The following is a 17,363-nucleotide window of genomic DNA, read 5'->3' as shown; positions in this document are numbered from 1 at the left end:
GCCAAGCGGCCTGCGTCAGTGCTGTCCGTCGTCGGCGACGCCACAGGGATGCATCGAGGTGTGTGGCAGAAGGCGGCGCTTCAGGCCTCTGGCAGCCCGCGATGGCGATGCAATCAGCGGATGCCTTCGCGCTGGGCGACCGAGCGCGCGTCGCGTGCCCACACCTGCAACACGAAGTCGTCCTCCTCGTGCAGCACCAGGCGCGCGAGGCCGAGCGCGGCCAGTGCGCCGTGCACGTCGGGGGTCGAGAGGCTGCGCTGCGCGAAGTCGGGGCGCCAGTCGCAGGCCACCAGCGTGCCGTCGACATCCAGCGTGCGTTCGCAGCAGGCGGCCACCCGGCCCATGGCCTCGCGGTCCAGAAAGTAGCCGATCTCGCTGAGCACGATCAGATCGAAACGGCCGGGGCCCGGCTGTGGCTCGAGCGGCCAGTCCCCGGGCAGCGTCTGCTGTCGCACCTCCACGTGGCCGAGCCCGGCCGTGCGCCGCCGCGCGGTCGCCACCGCCTGCGCCGAGAAATCGCTCGCGAGCAGCCGGTCGCAGCGCGGTGCCAGTTCCAGCGTGAGTTCGCCGATGCCGCAGCCGGGCTCGAACGCGTCCCGGTAGTGCGGTCGTGGCAATGCGGCGAGCAGCACCGCGCGTTTGCGTGCCTCGTACCAGCGCGCGCGCAGCGCATAAGGGTCCTCGCTGGCCGCGTAGAGCGCTTCGAAGTACGGACGATGCGTGTCGCCGCTCACAGGAAGACCACTTCGTACGGCCGCTGCGCGCGCGCCAGCGTGGTGGCGCGCAGCACCGGCGGCGCGCCGGTCGATGGATCGCGCCGCAACTGGCTCGTGAAGGCGCGCACCGCGTCGCGCTTGCGCCGCAGCGCCTCGGGGTCGAGCAGCAGGCGCCGTGCGTGCCGCCATGGCATGCGCGCATCCGCGGGACGCGCCCAGTGCCAGCCCCAGACCGGCACCTCGACCAGCCGCGCGCCCGCGCTCGCGGCCGCCAGCGCGCAGGCCTGGCCCGTGGCCTCGTGGTCGGGATGGCCATCGCGGCGCCAGGTCGTGAAGACCACGTCGCGCGGCCGCAGCAGCGACACCAGTTGCGCCGCCAGCATGGCCTGCATCGCCTGCAGCCCGCCATCGGGCAGCGCGAGCCGCACCGGCTCGATCGACAGGCCCAGCCGCTCGAGCGCGCGCAGGCTTTCGCGCGGGCGGTTGCGCGCCAGCCGCTCGGGCGGCCACACGGCCGATCCGCGATGGCTGGCGGTGCCGTCGGTCACGGCGATCACCACCACCTCGCGGCCCTGCTGCGCGAGCTGCGCCAGCAGGCCGCCGACCGCGAGCACCTCGTCGTCGGGATGCGGCGCCACCACCACGACGCGCGCGCCCGCGGGCACCAGTTGTTCCGCATCGATGGCGGGCAGCCGGGCCAGCCCGGGCCAGTCGTTCCATTCGTCCTCGGTGGTGCCGTCGCCGCGGATCGCACGGCGGGCCGGGTCGTCGAGTGCCTTGTCCGTCACAGCGCCCATGCGGCACTCCTTTGGTCGAAAACGATCTGGCCCAGCGCGGCCAGGTCGCGCTCGGCATGGCTTTGGCGCAAGTACACCGGCAGGTCGGCCATCGCGCGCGCGAAGCGCGCATCGCGGCACAGCGGCGCGGCGCCGAGCGCGCGGCCCGCGTGGCGCAGCACCGTTTCGGCGGACTGTTCCACCACGAGGCGCGCGTTCAATGCCACGCGGCGGGCGTCGTCGGCCGGATGGGTGTCGATCCAGTGCGCGGCTTGCTGCAGCACCGCGGCACCGCCGGCCAGCGCGGCATCGATGGCGCCGAGGTGCGCGAGCCGATGCGCGTCGGGCTTGGCGCCTTGTGCCGCGAGCGCGAGCACCTGGCGCGAGATGCCGAGCGCGCCGCCCCACCAGCAGGCCGCGATGCCGGCACCGCCCTGCCAGAAGCCCGGCCGGCTCACGTAATCGCCCGGCTTGCCGATCGGTACCGCGAGCGCATGGTCGAAATGCACGTCGACGCTCGCGCTCGCCGCCATGCCGACGGCCTCCCAGCCTTCGTCCGAGACACGTACGCCCGGCTGCCGGAGCGACACGGCCGCGAGACAGGCACGGCCCTCCTCGTCGTGCACGCTGACGATCGCATGCGTGAGACCCGCGGCACCCGAGCACCAGGCCTTGCGCCCGTCGAGCCGCATGGCGCCGGGACAGCCCTCCTCGGGCCGCATGGCGACGCGCGCATCGGGCGGCTCGGCGCACCAGGTGCCCCAGCGCGAGCCGGGCGGCACGGCCGGGCCATGCAGCTCGGCCAGGATCGCGAGCGCATCGGTGTGGCCTTCGTACAGCTTGGCCAGCGAGAGATCGTGCGCCGCGACCTCGGCCAACGCGCGCCAGCGCATCAGCGTGCGGCCTTGGGCGGGCCATGGCACGCGGTCGGCGCCGGCTTCGACGAGGCGGGTCAGTGCGGCCGCGGGATCGGCGGGAAGCCGAAGCCGCTCGAGGGTGTCGCTGCTGAGGTCCTCCGTCATGGATCGTGGGCGTCTCTGTGTCTGTGTGGGCCTGTTGAACTCACGCGACCATAGACAGCGCCTTTCCCCCGTCCCGTCGGCAGGCAGCCTCCGGCCTTGTAGGAGCAGCGGTGACTCGCCCCTCCACCGGGCGCGATCAGTCCCCGAGCACCTTCTCGAGATCCGCCTTCAGGCTGGTGGCGCGCTCGGGCGCCTTCGCCAGGCCCGTGTCGACCAGCGCCTGGGCGATCGATCGCTCGCCCAGGTGCACCGCGATCCGCGCGAGGTGCAACGCCGTGCGCGCATGGATCGCCGTCGGATCGGTGTCGCGCAGCATCTGCACAAAGCCCTGCGGATAGCTGCCGTGCCGCGCGAAGAAGGCGCGTCCGGGTCCGGACCATTCGCTCACGATGAACGCGACCGTCTCCTCGGTTTCCGCCATCGAGCTGCCATAGGCCCAGCCGAAGGCAGGCCCGGGCGGCGGGTCCATGCGGTCGCGGAACACGCAATGCGATTCCTCGATCTCCGTCGGCGCGACCTGGCCACCGCCTTCGGTCGGCAGGAAATCGAGGTGCGCGCCGAGGTTCAGGTAGCACTGCTTGCCGCCGCTCGCGCCCTGCACGTTGAACACGTGGATCACCGGGCCCTCGATGCGTCGCAAGGTCTGGCCCGTGCCCTCGAAGCCTTCGGCCTGGAGCACGGGATAGAGCTGGCGGGTCAGCAGCTTGAGGAAGGCGGCACGGGTGGTCATCGGCTTCGTGGTCGGAGTGGATGGAAGGTGCATTCTGACCGCGCCATCGTGTTCGCTATGCTCGCCCCGCGTTTCAGGAGAACGACGGATGGCAGTGGTGGCACAGGATCAGCGGATGGCGGCCTTGCGCGAGCTCGGCGTGTCCGAGGCCATGCAGCGGCTCGCATCGGGCGAATGCCTGCACGAGGCCTTCAGGGGCTGCTGCCTCGGACCGCCCTTCTATGCCTACCGCGGCGCCGCGGTGCCCGAGGGCCCGGCGCTGGTGCCGCTGTGGGACCGCGACAGCCGCGTCGCGGCCGTCTGGCGCCAGCACGACGGCCTGGCGTTCATCGAGTTCAGCATCGAGGACCCCGGCGCCTTCGAAGTGCGGGCCCGAACCGAGCAAGGCTTCTGGGCCAGCCGCTTCGACTTCCTCTACGAATGCGACCTCGCCATCGAGACGTTGCAACAGGCCGCCGACTCCGTGGGCTTCCGCTTCCTCGATCGCCACCTCTCATCGCGCGAAGCCGCCGAGGATGGCCTGACGAGCTTCGCGGCGCATCGCAGCTGGCTGCACGCCCTGGTCGCGGAGATCGACGACCGCGAAGCGGCCGACCCCGGTCTCAGCGCCCGAGCGGCGCGAAGGCCGTCGCCTTGATCTCGACCAGTCCCCCGTCGGGGTTCAGCTCGGCGACGGCCAACTCCACCGCCGCGGGATAAGGCGCCGCGAAGAACTCGTCGCGCACGCGCGCCATGGCCGCGAGCTGGCCGGCCTTGTCCAGGCGCAGCTTCGCGCTGCCGAAGACATGGAACATCTGCAGCTCGACCACGTCGTCGAGCCGCGCGTCGCAGGCGAGCAGCAGGCGCTCGATCTGGCGGAAGACGCTGCGCAGTTCGTGCTCGAAGCCGGCCTCGTCCATCGCCCCGGTGCCGCGCTGGCAGGCCACGATGCCCGAGAGATGGACGACATCGCCGGCGCGCCGCGCGGGTGCGTAGTGGAACTGCGCGACATCCGCCGCGAGCGCGTCGGGGATCACGACCTTGCCGGTGCGCGTGGGAATCTCGCGCATGCCGTCGATGGAAATCGGGTTCATCGTTTCAATGGAATGATTGTTCAAGAATTGGGCGAAAAAAGCGGACCGCGAAGGTCCGCCGTCATGAAACGCAAGCCGGCGTCAAAGGCTCGCGAGCGTCCCCTCCATCGCGTCCTCGAGAAAGGCGCGATCGGGCATCGACTGGCCGAGGATGCGCAGGCCGTAGTAGCTCGCGAGAAAGGCGCGCGCCATCTCCAGCGGCTGCCGCTCGCCGCCGAACTCGCCGTTGCGCTGCCCCACCGCGAACAGGTGGCACAGCAGCTGTTCGAGCCGCACCACGTAGACGCGGCTGATCTCGGCCACCGCCGGGTCCTTGCCCGCGCGGTCCAGCGCCGCGAGCAGCGCCATGCAGCCGCGCCGCTGCCGCGGATCGAGGTCGCCCTCGATGCCCCACAGCATCAGGCCGCGCAGCCGCTCCTTCGCGCTGCCGGGCCCGTTGAGGATGCGCGTCTGCGCCTCGATGCCGAGCTCCTGGTAGCGCAGCAGCGCCTGCTCGTAGAGCTGCTGCTTGCTGCCGAAGGCGTTGTAGAGGCTGCCGCGGCCCAGGCCGGTCTGCTGGCACAGCGCCTCGGCCGAGCTGCCGTCGTAGCCGTTCGACCAGAACACGTCCATCGCCGCCTCGACCACGGCGGTGTCGTCGAAGCCGCGCGGCCGGCCGCTCATCGCGTGGCCTCGGCCACGGCCCAGCTGTCCTCGAGCATGTGGTAGCGCACGATCAGGCCGTCGCGCACGCCGATGTCGAAGGCGAAGGCGGTCTCGATCAGCCGGCCGGTGCGCTTCACGCGCGTGGCCAGGTCGCCGAGCACCACGGCACGCCCCTGCCCCACGAGGATGGCGTCGATCGCGAAGCGCTCGGGCGCCACGTGTTCGCGCAACTGGCGGAAGAACTCGGCCACGCCATGCCGGCCGCGCTTGCGGCCGATCCACGGCACGGTCGCCGTGTCGCCCGCGATGAACCAGTCGACGTCCTCGCTGAACAGGGTGGCGATCTCGGCCGGATCGGCTCCTTCCCGGTTCTTGCGGAACAGGGTCTCCACGAGTTCTCGCACCGCGGCATCGGTCATGTCTACATCCCCAAAAAAGAAGGGGCCGGTCCCGTACCGGCCCCTCGAATCGATTCTAGGGCTTACTGTAACGATCGATCAAATATCGACGGCCGATGCCCCCGCTCACGCGAGGGGCGGCGCGTCAGCCCGTCACGGGGATGGGCCTGAACGACCAGACCAGCGGCGTGTAGTTCGCGTAGTCCACGTCGACCACGACCGCGATCGGGTCGGGGATCGTCGGGGCCGCCGCATTGCTGGTACCGATGACCTTGGCATTGAGCTCGTTGCTCACCACGGACTTGCTCTGGATGAACCAGTAGCCGAGGACTTCGCTGGGCATCAGGCACCAGAGTTGGTTCTTGCGCTGGTCCTCGTCCTTGGAGATCGGCGCCACCACCACGTTCTGCTCGGTGGCCAGGGTGAGCACGAAGCCGGTGGTCATGGTCGTCTGCAGGTACCACCAGCCGGGTGCGCCCGCGGGGATGAAGCGCCACGCCTGGTTGGGTCCATCGTTCGGTGGATAGGCGATGACCTGCCGGTTCGGGGCGGGGTTGTTCCCGTAGACGTCGAGGACCAGGCTCGGCTTGCCGAACTGGCCGATGACGAAGGGCTGTTCCGGCGTGATGAAGTAGGCATCGGGTGCAATGAATCCCGGGTCGGTGATCGGCATCATTTCTCCTGTTCGCAATGGGTGGGAATGGCAGCGTTCAGGGCTCGAGCGGCTGATCGCTCGAACCGCCCGGCCAGTACTTGTCGATGAGCTGGTAGGCCGTCTCGAGATCCAGCTTGTTGCCGTGGTCTTCCAGCAGCGAGATGGCCTGCGGGCTGGTCGAGTTCTCGGGGATGAAGCACGGCAGCCGCGGATTGAGGTTGGTGAAGCGGTCCCCGAGCATCAGCTTGGCCAGGGTCGGCATGAGGTTGTCCGAGGTGCCGTTGAGGCACATGTCGAGCATCGGCGAGGACCGCTCCTGGTTCATCAGGAACGGTGTCGTGTTCTCGAACGGATTCGGCACGCCGTCCATCCATTGGCGCGCGCCCCATTCGTAGGTGTTGGGCGCGACCCAGTCGGGCATCAATCCGGTGCCGATGGTGATGGCCGAGATGTCCTCGAGCTTGTGTCCGTTGTGCACGGCCAGCGCGATCGCGGCCATCGTGGGATCGTGGTTGAAGAAGGCACCGTCGACATTGCCTTCGAAGGAATTGAGCTGGCCCGGCATCGAGCCGCTCGAGGTCGCGGCCTTGGCGATGGGGTAGTTCACATGGCCGTCGAAGCCGTCCTTCAGGTCGGCCTCGGTCAGCATGTTGGTGACCATCCAGGGCGACCACGGCTTGGGGACCACGATGCCGTCGACCAGTTCGAGACCGCCCACGTTGAAGGTCACGAACAGCACCTTCTTCCGGGTCTCGTCGCCGACCTTCTTGGCGCCGTGCAGCAGGTCCTGCGTTTCGTACACCGACTTGATCGGATAGGCCGGCGCCGTCGGATCGGTGTTCATGTTGTCGTAGAAGTTCAGCTCGCCGTGCGTGAAGAGATGGATGATCTCCTCGGGCGTCTTGCCCGCCAGCAATTCGCTCGTGATGATCGAGCCGGTCGAGCAACCCGCGATCAGGTCGACATCGCGAATCAGGTCGGGCCTGTATTCCTTCAGTCGCTTGAGAATCGTGACCGACATGAGTCCGCGAATTCCGCCGCCCACGAAAGCCAGGATGGTGAATTTCTTTGCCACTGGAAAGACTCCTTTAGGACATATCCCGAGATGGGACGCGGAGTCTCTTCTTCGCCGTCAATCGTCGTCTACGAGTGGATTCCCGCTGAATTGGAATGTTGTACAACCCAATGGATTAGCACCCACGGCAATCCGTTGCGAGAAGAAAGTTCAATGGCGGAATAAATAATTCCGCATCAATTGGATGGTCTATTCGACATGGCGAATGATCGCATTGCAATGCATTCGCCGGAATTGAGATTGCAGCTTTGGATTGGCAGATCGATGTGACGGTATCGTGACCGTCAACGCCCGAACACCAGCAGCAGATTGTTCGCCGGCATCTCGTGCCGCGCGTGCAGGCGCAGCCCCGCATCGAGCGCCTGCGCTTCCACGTCCTTCAACGGGCGGATGCCCCAGGCCGGGTCGCGCTCACGCAGGCTCCGGTCGAACGCGAGGTTGCTCGGTGCCGGCACCGTGCCTTCCTCGAAGTAAGGCCCGTAGGTGACCAGCACGCCCCCGGGCCGCAGATGCCGCGCCGCGCCCCGCATCAGCGCGGCACAGGTGGCCCATGGCGAGATGTGCAGCATGTTCGCGCAGTAGATCGCATCGAACTCCTGCGCGAAGGCCGCGCCCTGCGAGGGCCAGGGTGCATCCAGCACGTCGAGCAGCACGGGAGACCTGAGGCCGGGCAGTCCGGCCTGCTCGACGCGGCGTGCGAGCGCGGGCAGCGCGCGCGTATCGGCATCGCTGGTCTGCCAGATCCAGCCGGGCAAGGCCGTCGCGAACCACTCGGCATGCTGGCCCGTGCCCGAGGCGATCTCGAGCGCCGCGCCCTCGTCGCCGAGGAGGGCGCGCAGCCGCTCGAGGATCGGTTGCTTGTTGCGGTCGGCGGCGGGGCTGAAGGAAAGATCGGACATGCGGTGCTCGGTGGCGATGGGCGGGAGCCGGAGGCTATCAGCCCTCGACCGGCACGTGGAAATCGATCACCGCGCCGGGCCGCGTGGGTTCGAACTTGCCGTCGTAGAGCTCGAAATCCGGGCTGTCGGCCAGCTTGAGGTCCGAGGCCGGGATCAGCTGGCCCCAGATGGTCGCCATCGCGTTCTTCACCTGCGGGTGCAGCGCCGATCCGTCGAGTGTGATGCGGAACACCGCATAGGTCGCGGCCGGGATGCGCTTCTCGCTGAAGCCCGCGGGCAAGGTGCTGCCGGGCGCGATGCCCACGCCCGCCATGTAGTCGAAGCTGCCCTCCTCCCGGTCGACGCTCCAGACCGCGCCGTAGGTGGCCCAGCTCGGTTCCTGGCCCTTGAACGGCAAGGCGCCGATGAGTGCGGACCACAGCTGCGGAATCTCGGCGCGGCTCTCCTGGTCGAAGCGCCGGGCCGGGCCGGCGATGCTGAAGGCCTCGAGGCGCACGAGGTCGGGCAGCCGGGTCACGGCCGTGGAGGTGCTGGTGGGCAGGTTCATGGGATATTGGCCTTCGATGGGTGTGAGCGCGAAGCCGGCGCGGAAGCGGCCGGGCGACACGCCGAAGATGCGCTTGAACGCGCGGGTGAATGCTTCCTGCGACTCGAAGCCGCAATCGAGCGCGAGCTCGACGAGCTTGAGCTCCGGCTCGTCGCAGAGCCGGCGCGCGCCGCGCACCAGCCGGCGGCCGCGCACATAGGCCATCACGCTGCGGCCCATGCGCGCGGTGAAGAGTCGCGAGAAGTGATACGGCGACAGTCCCGCCTGCTGCGCGATGCGATCGAGCGTGAGCGTGTCGTCGAGCCGCGCCTCGATCCAGGCGATGAGCTCGGCGATCGGGTCGGGGGTGGGTCGGTCCATGCCGCGATCATCGGCCACGCGGGCGCGGCGCGTCCTGACCGAACTTGCTGTCCAGCCCTTCGCGTTCGCTAGATCAGCCGCCGGATCGGCTTGCGCTTCCACACGCCGTGGAAGTACAGCGCCTGCAGCCCCAGCGCCACCAGGTAGGTCAGCGGATAGGCGACCCAGACGCCGCGCAAGCCGAGCGCCTGCTGCAGCACCCAGGCCAGCGGAAACAGCAGCACGGCCAGGCAACCCAGCGAGATCGCCGTGGGCACGCGCACGGTGCCGGCCGCGCGCATCACGCTCGTGAACACGCTCGCCATGCCGAAGGCCACGCTGCCCCAGACCGTGATGCGCAGCACCGAGGCCGCGAGCTCGATCACGACGGGGTCGTTGCTGAACAGGCTCACCGCGAGCGGCGCCGCCAGCGACACCAGCACGGCCAGCCCGGCCGTGAGCGCGAGGTTCATCCACAGGCCCACGCGCTTCACGTGGTAGATCTCGTCCAGGCGGCCGGCACCGATGGCCTGCGCCGCGAACACCGAGGCGGCGATGGCGATCGACATCGCCGGGAACTGCACATAGGCCATCACCTGGCCCACCGTGCCCCAGGCGGCCGTCGCGCCGGGGCCATGGCGGTTCACGAGCGACAGCAGCATCGCGTCGGCCAGCGAACTCGTGATGAAGAAGAGCCCGGTGGGCACGCCGAGCCGCGCCACCGTCGCGAGCACGGGCGCGTTCCAGCGCAGGTGCGCGCGCAGCTTCGCGGGCGCCAGCAGGCTGTCTTTGCGATGCAGGTGCCAGCCCAGCCACAGCACGGCCAGCGCGTTGCCCGTCATGCTGGCCCAGGCCGCGCTCTGGGTGCCGAGCCGCGGCAGCCCGAGCCAGCCGAGGATGAAGGCCGGTGTCAGCAGCACCCAGACCGAGGACGCCACGGCGAGCGCCTTGAGCGGCGTCACCGTGTCGCCCAGGCCGCGCAGCAGCGCCGCCAGCATCAGGTGCACGAACAGCACGGGCATCGCGGCGAACAGCACGCGCGCATAGCCCACGGCATCGGCGAGCACGTCGCCGGGCGTGCCCAGCGCCTGCAGCACCGGGCCGATCCCCGCCGCGCCGATGCCAGCGATGACGCACGACAGCAGCAAGGTGCCCAGCAGCACCGAGCCCGCGACGCGCCGCACCTTGTCCGTGTCGCGCGCGCCCCAGGCCTGGCCCACGAGCACCGAGGCCCCCGTGCCCAGCCCGATCGCGAAGGCCATGCAGCACATGAAGAGCGGAAAGAAGCTGACCGCCGCGGCCAGCGCACGCGTGCCGAGCAGCTTGCCCAGGTAGATCGTGATGGCCGTGCCGCCGAGCGCCTGCAGCACGTTGGTCAGGACCAGAGGGCCGAGGAAGACCAGGAAGCGTTGCCAGAGGGGGCGTGTGGGGATGAGGTCCATCGGAAGGCGCATCGTAGTGGAGCGGCCCCGCATTTCTGGCACGATGCCGGCCGGCCTCGACGGCTACCCAATATCTCATTGAATGGATCGATCGCCCCATGCACCGTAGACACCTGGTTCTTGCGCTCGCCGTTGCCGGTGCCATGCTCACAGGCTGTTCAACGCTCCGCTCCGATCTGTTGGTGAAGGACAAGCCGCTCACCAGCGACAAGGATGGCCTGATCGTCGCCTCATTCGGCTACACCGTTTCCGTCGATCGGCTCGTGAGGGTCCAGCAGGAACCGACCATCCGCCTCGTCGTGACGCCTCATCCGGACCGGGAGGGCAAAAAAATCCAGCTGACCACGGCCGATCAGATCTTCACCAACGGGGCCTGGAGCGAGGAGGAGATCGTCCGCCGCGCTGGCACGAGCGGTCGGGTACTCGTTGGCTACCGCGTACCCGCCGGCAGCTATGAACTGCTCCAACGAGAAGTCAAGCTCCACGGGCCTCGCAACTGGGAGGCCCAGCTTCCTCTTGCTGCGCCCTGGCGTTTCACCGTCGTGCCAGGACAGATCACCTATATCGGCGCGCATGTGCTGCACACTCAGTTTGGCGAGTCTCTTCTATTCAGAGTACTGATTCCGGCGCGCGCGAGGCTCGTGATCCTCGACGAATCGAACGAGGACATGGATGCCCTGCGCCGCGTACGTCCCGAATTGCGTGACGTCACGTTCAACAATGCGCTGCGCACCGACTGGCCACTGGAATAGCCATTGAAGGCACGCTTGCGCCCACGCGGCCCAAGCAGCGTCTCATGTGCTTCCTTGCCAGCCTCCGCCCACCCTGCGCCGCGAGCGCGTGCGCAAGGTGATCGAGTAGCGCAGCGCCGGCGTCGGCGCGATCGCGTGCTGCCATTCCCAGCGCGCGGCGCCGCGCAGCAGGTAGATCGAGCGCGGCTCGATCCCCAGCTGCACCATCGGATCGTTGGCCGCGTAGTGGCCGTCGCGCCGGTAGGGCCGCAGCTGCATCACGGCGTCGCCGCGCAGCGAGATGCCGACGATGTGCTCGAAGTCGGGCACGTCGCGGTGCCAGCCCAGCGGCGTGCCGGGCTGGTACTCGGAGATCAGCGCATGGGTGAGCTCGGCCTCGTCGATGCCGGCCCAGGCCGCGGCGCGGCGCCTCAGCGGATGCAGCGATTCGGGCAGCGGCGCGCCGGGCAGCAGCCGGTTGGCATCGAAGTCGTAGCGGCCGCCGAAGCCGATGCCGCGGCGGCGCGCGGTGTAGGCCTTGTAGCGCATCTCGCGCAGCGTGAAGCCGCCGACGATGGCCAGCAGCTCGGCCTCCTCGGCGGGGCTCAGGAACTCCGGCGCATAGCGCAGCCCGTCGATGGCGGCGACCGGCGCGGCACCGAACAGGTCGGGCTGCGCGTCGTGCTCGATGCGTCTAGCGGCGCGCATCGCCGCCCCTCCCCGGCCCACCTTGGCCGCCAAGGCGCACCTCCCACCAGCGCGGCAGCAGCTCGCGGATGTCGGCGCGCGAGAAGCGGTCGTCGAGCAGGTGCAGCACGCCCTCGTCCTGCTCGGTGCGGATCACGCGTCCCGCGGCCTGCACCACCTTCTGCAGGCCCGGGTAGAGGTAGGTGTACTCGTAGCCCTTGCCGAAGCGCGCGTCCATGCGCTCGCGCGTGATCTCGTTGAGCGCGTTGTATTGCGGCAGCCCGAGGCTCGCGACGAAGGCGCCCACGAGGCGCGTGCCCGGCAGGTCGATGCCCTCGCCGAAGGCGCCGCCGAGCACCGCGAAGCCGATGCCGCGGCCGCCGACGGCGAAGCGCTCGACGAAGGCCTGGCGGTCGGCCTCGGGCATGCCGCGGGTCTGGCTCCACACGGGCACCTCGGGATGCCGCGCGACGAAGGCGGCGCAGGCCTGCTCGAGGTAGTCGAAGCTGCTGAAGAAGGCCAGGTAGTTGCCGGGCCGGCGCGCGTACTGGCTGCCGATGATGCCGGCCACGCTGCGCAGCGAGTGCGCGCGGTCGCGCCAGCGCGTGGAAACATCCATCGCCACCTCGACATGGAGCTGGCGGCCGCTGAATGGCGAGGCTACGTCGAGCTCGGCCACGTCCTCGGGCAGGCCCAGCGCGTCGCGGTAGAACGGAAACGGCGACAGCGTGCCCGAGAAGCAGACGGCCGAGGCGGCATCGGCGAAGCGGCCTTCGAGAAAGGGCGCGGGCACGAGGTTGCGGATGGCCAGCCCGCGCGAGCCGTTCGGCCCCAGCGTGCGCTCGAACACCGAGTGGTCGCCGAAGCTCTCGGCCAGCCGCGCGAAATGCAGCGCATCGAAGAAGAAGCGCTGCAGCGGGCCCTGCGCCGCGTCGGGCGTGGCCGCGAAGTGCTCGGCCATCGCGGTGTTGGCGGCCTGCAGGCTGCGCGCGAAGCGCTCGGGGATCTCGTCGGCGGTCTCGTAGTCGACCGCGTTGGCCTGCTGCGCCTCCTGCAGCGCGCCCCATTCGCGGTGCAGCCGCGCGAGCGGGCCGCGTACGGCGGCCGGCGCGGCGCGGTGGGCCTCCTCGAGCGCGCCGTCGTCGAGCGGCGCGGTGTACATGCCGCGTGCGCGCTCGAGCAGGTTGTGGGCCTCGTCGACCAGCAGCGCGGCGCGCCATTCGCGCTCCTTCATGGTGGCCCAGAGGAAGGCGCTGCCGTCGAAGTAGTAGTTGTAGTCGCCGACCACCACGTCGCTCCAGTGGGCCATTTCCTGCCCGAGGAAATAGGGGCAGACCTCGTGCGCGAGCGCGATGCGGCGCAGCGCCGGACGGTCGAGCCAGGCGGCGCGCGCGGCCTCGGCGCGCGCTGCCGGCAGCCGGTCGTAGAAGCCCTTGGCGAGCGGACAGGCATCGCCATGGCAGGCCCGGCCCGGGTGCTCGCAGACCTTTTCGCGCGCGGTCAGCTCGAGCACGCGCAGCGGATCGGCCGGCGCCTTGCCGCCCGCAGCGGCCTGGCGCTCGAGCAGCCGCAGCGCCTCGAGCGCGATCGCGCGGCCCGAGGTCTTGGCCGTGAGGAAGAACACCTTGTCGACGCGGCCGGCCGCGCGCGCCTTGAGCAGCGGGAACAGCGTGGCCAGCGTCTTGCCGATGCCGGTGGGTGCCTGCGCCATCAGGCAGTGGCCCTTCGAGGCGGCGCGGTAGACCGCCTCGGCGAGCTCGCGCTGGCCGGTGCGGAAGGCGCCATGCGGAAAGGCCAGCGCGCCGAGCAGGTCCGCCAGCGCCGCGTGATGCCGGCCCTCGCGCTCGGCCCAGGCGATGTAGCGGCCGCAGAGGTCCTCGAAGTGGGCCTGCAGTTCCTCGCGCGTGTGCAGTTCCTCGAGCACGGTTTCCTCGCCGCTCGCGAGGTCGAGGTAGACCAGCGCCACGGTGATCGCCGCATGGCCGTCGGCCTCGCAGAGCATCCAGCCGTAGCAGCGCGCCTGCGCCCAGTGCAGCGCGCGGTGGTTGCCGCGGATGGCGTCGAAGTCGCCGCGGAAGGTCTTGATCTCCTCGACGCGGGCACTGCCCGACTGCAGCTCGTAGCCGTCGGCGCGGCCGCGTACCAGCAGGGCGCCGCATTCGGACTGCAGCGCGACCTCGCTCTGGTAGTTCTCGCCGCGCCGCCCCTGCACCAGCGCGTGACCGGCCATGCCTTCCTGCGCGCTGGGCGCGGGCACGAAGCGCAGGTCGAGGTCGCCGGCCTTCGCGCCGAAGGCGCAAAGCGCCTTGACGGAGACGGGCGCAACGGTGACGCAGGAGGCTTCGCGGGACATCGGCGTGGAGGTTCGACAGGATGCGGCGGCCGCCAGTATATGGATATTCATCCAGTGTGCTGGTGGAATTCACAGTATCCCTGCCGGCGCGTAGGCTGGAGCGCACGGGCATTTCGGGGCCGAACCGGCAGCGGCGGCCGGTCGGGAAAGGTCCGATGTGCCACCGCCTTCGCCCTGCCTGTCCGACTTCCGAAAGGAGACACCGATGACTGCCCTGAAATCCGCCACCGAACTCGCTGCCGCCGCGAGCCGCCCCTATCCCAACGACAGCGCGGCCTACCGCCAGGCCCGCACCGCCCTGCTCGCCGAGGAGATCGAGCTGCGCCGCCACGTCGAGCGCGTGGCCGCCCAGCGCCGCGAACTGCCGCTGGGCGGCGAGCCGCCGCCCTACCGCTTCCGCGACGAGAACGGCCGCACGGTCGGGCTCGACCACCTGTTCGGCGACCACGACACCCTGGTCACCTACTTCTGGATGTACGGCCCGCAGCGCGAACGGCCCTGCCCGATGTGCACCGCCTTCCTCGGCGCGCTCGACGTGCCGGTGCGCGACATCGCGCAGAAGGTGGCGTTCGCGGTGCTCGGCCGCTCGCCGGTGGCGCGCCAGCTGGCCTTCGCGCGCGAGCGCGGCTGGCGCAACCTGCGGTTCTACGAAACGGTCGGCGACGACTTCGCGCGCGACTACCGCGGCCTCGCGCCCGACGGCAGCGAATGGCCGGCGCTCGACGTCTGGGTCCGGCGCGAGGGCCGCGTGCATCACTTCTGGGCGCCGGAGCTGGCCGAAACCGCCGACCCGGGCCAGGATCCGCGCCTCGCGGTCGATCCCACGCCGTTGTGGAACATCCTCGACCTGACGCCGGCCGGCCGCGGCAGCGACTGGTATCCGCGGCTAGAGTACTGAGCCCCGGGGAGGCCCGCGGCCTCTCCTCCCCTCCTCTTCCCTCGCGCCTTGCCGCCGTTCCGGGGCCGGGCGGGCGGCCGCGCGCCGCCCGTCCCGTCCGGTCGAAGACAATGTCAATTGTTCGTTCACAACTACGTTCGAAATGAAAACTGCTGCCGCGATCGACACCGCCGACTTCGAGCGCCTGCTGAGCCGCAACATCAAGCTGCCGCTGCTCGGGGGGCTGTTCGGTGCCGTCGTCTTCGTCGCCCTGATCCTGTACCTGCTGTCCACCATCGCCTGGGTCGAGCACACCGACCAGGTGGTGCGCAGCGCCAGCGAGCTGCAGCGCCGCTCCATCGACATGGAAACCGGCATGCGCGGCTTCCTGATCAGCGGGCAGGACCGCTTCCTCGAACCCTACGACGCCGCGCTGGCGCGCGTGAAGACCGACACCGCGGCGCTGCGCCAGCTGGTGGGCGACAACCCGCAGCAGATCGAGCGCGTCGACCGCATCGGCTCGCTGCAGGGCGCCTGGAACGAGTTCGCGGCCGACATGATCGCCGCGCGCCGCAGCGGCGGCGACTTCGAGGCCGCCGTCAAGCTGGGCCGCGGCAAGCGCCTGACCGACGACATCCGCAACGAGTTCGACAACTTCATCAACACCGAGCAGTCGCTGCGCTTCCAGCGCAACGCCGAGGTCAAGCGCACCAGCTGGATGGTGGTGGGCCTGTTCCTGCTGTTCACGCTCACCTTGAGCGGCCTGGTCGCCTATTTCGGGCGCCGGCAACTGGTGCGCCTGTCCGAGAGCTACGACGCGGTGCTGCAGGAGCAGGAGGCGCACACCGAGCGCCTGACCGAGCAGGCCTGGCTGCGCACGGCCCAGACCGAGCTGGTCGGCGAGCTGGTCGGCGAGCTCAGCGCGGCCGACATGGGCCGCAAGATCCTGGCCTTCTTCTCGCGCCACCTGGGCAGCACCGTGGGCGCGCTCTACGTGCGCGAGCGTCATGGCCCGCTGCGCCGCGCGGCCAGCTACGGCTTCTCGGTCGAGGCCGAGAACGCGCAACAGGTGTTCTCGCCCACCGAGAGCCTGGTCGGCCAGGCCGCCGCCGAGAAGCGGCTGATGCTGATCGACCCGGTCGAGGCCGACTACCTCAAGGTCAACTCGGGCCTGGGCGAGATGCGCCCGCGCGCCGTGGTGCTGCTGCCGGTGGCCAACGACGGCGTGTCCAACGGCGTGGTCGAGCTCGGCCTGCCCGGCACGCCCGACCAGCGCGCGCGCGACCTGTTCGAGGTGGTGGCCGAGGACATCGGCACCTCGCTGGCCGCGGCGCGCTACCGCGAGCAGCTGCAGGACGTGCTGGCCGAGACCCAGCAGCTCAACGAGGAACTGCAGGTGCAGCAGGAAGAGCTGCGCACCGCCAACGAGGAGCTCGAGGAGCAGTCGCGCGCGCTGCGCGCCTCGCAGGCCATGCTCGAGAACCAGCAGGCCGAGCTCGAGCAGACCAACAGCCAGCTGTCCGAACGCACCGAGGCGCTCGACCAGCGCAACATGGCGCTGCGCCACGCCCAGCGCGACCTCGAGGAGCGCGCCGACGAGCTGCAGCGCGCGAGCCGCTACAAGTCGGAATTCCTCGCCAACATGTCGCACGAGCTGCGCACGCCGCTCAACAGCGCGCTGATCCTGGCCAAGCTGCTGGGCGACAACCCGCAGGGCAACCTGAGCACCGAGCAGGTGAAGTTCGCCGAGTCGATCTATGCCTCGGGCAACGACCTGCTGGTGCTGATCAACGACATCCTCGACATCGCCAAGGTCGAGGCCGGCAAGCTCGACCTGGTGCCCGAAGACACGCGCCTGGACCGCCTGGCGCAGGGCCTGGAGAGCACCTTCCGCCCGCTGGCCGACGAGAAGCGGCTGAGCTTCCGCCTCGAGCTGCATCCGGCCGCGCCGGCCTCGCTGGTCACCGATCGCCAGCGCGTGGAGCAGATCCTCAAGAACCTGCTGTCGAACGCGCTCAAGTTCACCGAGCAGGGCGAGGTCTCGCTGGTGATCTCGGGCACGGCCGACGGCGGCGCCTCGTTTGCCGTCTCCGACTCGGGCATCGGCATCGCGCCGCACCAGCAGGAAGTGATCTTCGAGGCCTTCCGCCAGGCCGACGGCACCACCAGCCGCCGCTACGGCGGCACCGGCCTGGGCCTGTCGATCTCGCGCGACCTCACGCAACTGCTGGGCGGCACGCTCAGCGTGCAGAGCGAACCGGGCCAGGGCAGCACCTTCACCTTGCACCTGCCGGCGCAGGCACCGCAGGCGCCCGCGCAGCAGGAGCCGGCCGCCGCGCCATCGCGCGCCGTGGGTGCCGCCGCGCCGGCCCGCCTGCCCGCGCGCGCGCCGGTGCCC

Annotated in this window: 18 protein-coding genes; 4 read left to right on the top strand and 14 right to left on the bottom strand. The window is 69.9% G+C overall.

Annotated features, from left to right (window positions below; translation table 11 throughout):
* Positions 1-113 precede the first annotated feature (113 nt).
* The 4 genes from AC07RM_RS14385 to AC07RM_RS14370 form a co-directional block, all read right to left on the bottom strand.
* Positions 114-734: a class I SAM-dependent methyltransferase gene (locus AC07RM_RS14385; protein WP_495334987.1), complete on the bottom strand. Its 621-nt coding sequence runs from the start codon at positions 732-734 to the stop codon at positions 114-116.
* Positions 731-1,513, bottom strand: a complete 783-nt coding sequence (locus AC07RM_RS14380) for a PIG-L deacetylase family protein (protein ID WP_495334986.1) — start codon at positions 1,511-1,513, stop codon at positions 731-733. Before AC07RM_RS14380 ends, AC07RM_RS14385 begins: the two co-directional genes overlap by 4 nt.
* Positions 1,501-2,514, bottom strand: a complete 1,014-nt coding sequence (locus AC07RM_RS14375) for an acyl-CoA dehydrogenase family protein (protein ID WP_495334985.1) — start codon at positions 2,512-2,514, stop codon at positions 1,501-1,503. The genes AC07RM_RS14380 and AC07RM_RS14375 overlap by 13 nt, the downstream gene beginning before the upstream one ends.
* Positions 2,515-2,650: 136 nt before the next feature.
* Positions 2,651-3,244 (bottom strand): DUF4304 domain-containing protein, encoded by a 594-nt coding sequence (locus AC07RM_RS14370; protein ID WP_495334984.1) that lies wholly within the window; start codon positions 3,242-3,244, stop codon positions 2,651-2,653.
* Positions 3,245-3,332: 88 nt separating this feature from the next.
* On the opposite strand from AC07RM_RS14370, the gene AC07RM_RS14365 reads away from it, so the two are divergent.
* Positions 3,333-3,881 carry a hypothetical protein gene (locus AC07RM_RS14365; protein WP_495334983.1) on the top strand — a complete coding sequence of 183 codons (549 nt, stop codon included), beginning with the start codon at positions 3,333-3,335 and terminating at the stop codon, positions 3,879-3,881.
* On the opposite strand, the gene AC07RM_RS14360 is transcribed toward AC07RM_RS14365, so the two are convergent.
* From AC07RM_RS14360 to AC07RM_RS14325, 8 genes are all read right to left on the bottom strand, one after another.
* Positions 3,847-4,317 carry a Rid family hydrolase gene (locus AC07RM_RS14360; protein WP_495334982.1) on the bottom strand — a complete coding sequence of 157 codons (471 nt, stop codon included), beginning with the start codon at positions 4,315-4,317 and terminating at the stop codon, positions 3,847-3,849. The genes AC07RM_RS14365 and AC07RM_RS14360 overlap by 35 nt on opposite strands.
* Positions 4,318-4,398: 81 nt before the next feature.
* A complete protein-coding gene (locus tag AC07RM_RS14355) occupies positions 4,399-4,980 on the bottom strand; it encodes a TetR/AcrR family transcriptional regulator (protein ID WP_495334981.1) in 582 nt (193 codons plus the stop codon).
* Positions 4,977-5,381, bottom strand: a complete 405-nt coding sequence (locus tag AC07RM_RS14350) for a nuclear transport factor 2 family protein (protein ID WP_495334980.1) — start codon at positions 5,379-5,381, stop codon at positions 4,977-4,979. The genes AC07RM_RS14355 and AC07RM_RS14350 overlap by 4 nt, the downstream gene beginning before the upstream one ends.
* Positions 5,382-5,505: 124 nt before the next feature.
* Positions 5,506-6,033, bottom strand: coding sequence for an RICIN domain-containing protein (locus AC07RM_RS14345; protein WP_143129113.1), 528 nt, complete (start codon positions 6,031-6,033; stop codon positions 5,506-5,508).
* Between the two features lie 37 nt (positions 6,034-6,070).
* Positions 6,071-7,060 carry a patatin-like phospholipase family protein gene (locus tag AC07RM_RS14340; protein ID WP_256222471.1) on the bottom strand — a complete coding sequence of 330 codons (990 nt, stop codon included), beginning with the start codon at positions 7,058-7,060 and terminating at the stop codon, positions 6,071-6,073.
* 314 nt (positions 7,061-7,374) lie between these two features.
* Positions 7,375-7,989: a DUF938 domain-containing protein gene (locus AC07RM_RS14335; protein ID WP_495334979.1), complete on the bottom strand. Its 615-nt coding sequence runs from the start codon at positions 7,987-7,989 to the stop codon at positions 7,375-7,377.
* A gap of 37 nt (positions 7,990-8,026) precedes the next feature.
* Positions 8,027-8,896, bottom strand: a complete 870-nt coding sequence (locus AC07RM_RS14330; RefSeq protein ID WP_495334978.1) for a GyrI-like domain-containing protein — start codon at positions 8,894-8,896, stop codon at positions 8,027-8,029.
* A gap of 68 nt (positions 8,897-8,964) precedes the next feature.
* Positions 8,965-10,317 carry an MATE family efflux transporter gene (locus tag AC07RM_RS14325; RefSeq protein ID WP_495334977.1) on the bottom strand — a complete coding sequence of 451 codons (1,353 nt, stop codon included), beginning with the start codon at positions 10,315-10,317 and terminating at the stop codon, positions 8,965-8,967.
* 98 nt (positions 10,318-10,415) lie between these two features.
* Here AC07RM_RS14325 and AC07RM_RS14320 point away from each other — a divergent pair, with 98 nt between their 5' ends.
* On the top strand, positions 10,416-11,069 hold the full coding sequence (locus AC07RM_RS14320) for a hypothetical protein (RefSeq protein ID WP_495334976.1): 654 nt from the start codon (positions 10,416-10,418) through the stop codon (positions 11,067-11,069).
* A 42-nt stretch (positions 11,070-11,111) separates the two neighbouring features.
* Here AC07RM_RS14320 and AC07RM_RS14315 read toward each other — a convergent pair whose 3' ends face one another.
* Both AC07RM_RS14315 and AC07RM_RS14310 read right to left on the bottom strand, forming a co-directional pair.
* On the bottom strand, positions 11,112-11,756 hold the full coding sequence (locus AC07RM_RS14315) for an alpha-ketoglutarate-dependent dioxygenase AlkB (RefSeq protein WP_495334975.1): 645 nt from the start codon (positions 11,754-11,756) through the stop codon (positions 11,112-11,114).
* A complete protein-coding gene (locus AC07RM_RS14310) occupies positions 11,743-14,088 on the bottom strand; it encodes an ATP-dependent DNA helicase (RefSeq protein ID WP_495334974.1) in 2,346 nt (781 codons plus the stop codon). Before AC07RM_RS14310 ends, AC07RM_RS14315 begins: the two co-directional genes overlap by 14 nt.
* 205 nt (positions 14,089-14,293) lie before the next feature.
* Between AC07RM_RS14310 and AC07RM_RS14305 the strand changes: the two genes are divergently transcribed.
* Positions 14,294-14,986 carry a DUF899 family protein gene (locus AC07RM_RS14305; protein ID WP_495334973.1) on the top strand — a complete coding sequence of 231 codons (693 nt, stop codon included), beginning with the start codon at positions 14,294-14,296 and terminating at the stop codon, positions 14,984-14,986.
* A 142-nt stretch (positions 14,987-15,128) separates the two neighbouring features.
* A partial coding sequence (locus tag AC07RM_RS14300) for a CHASE3 domain-containing protein (RefSeq protein WP_495334972.1) occupies positions 15,129-17,363 on the top strand: 2,235 nt, incomplete at its 3' end.

This window comes from Variovorax sp. GW821-FHT09B05 (assembly GCF_059418265.1).
Note: the sequence above shows the minus strand (reverse complement) of the source record. Positions and strands in the feature narration are given on the sequence as shown.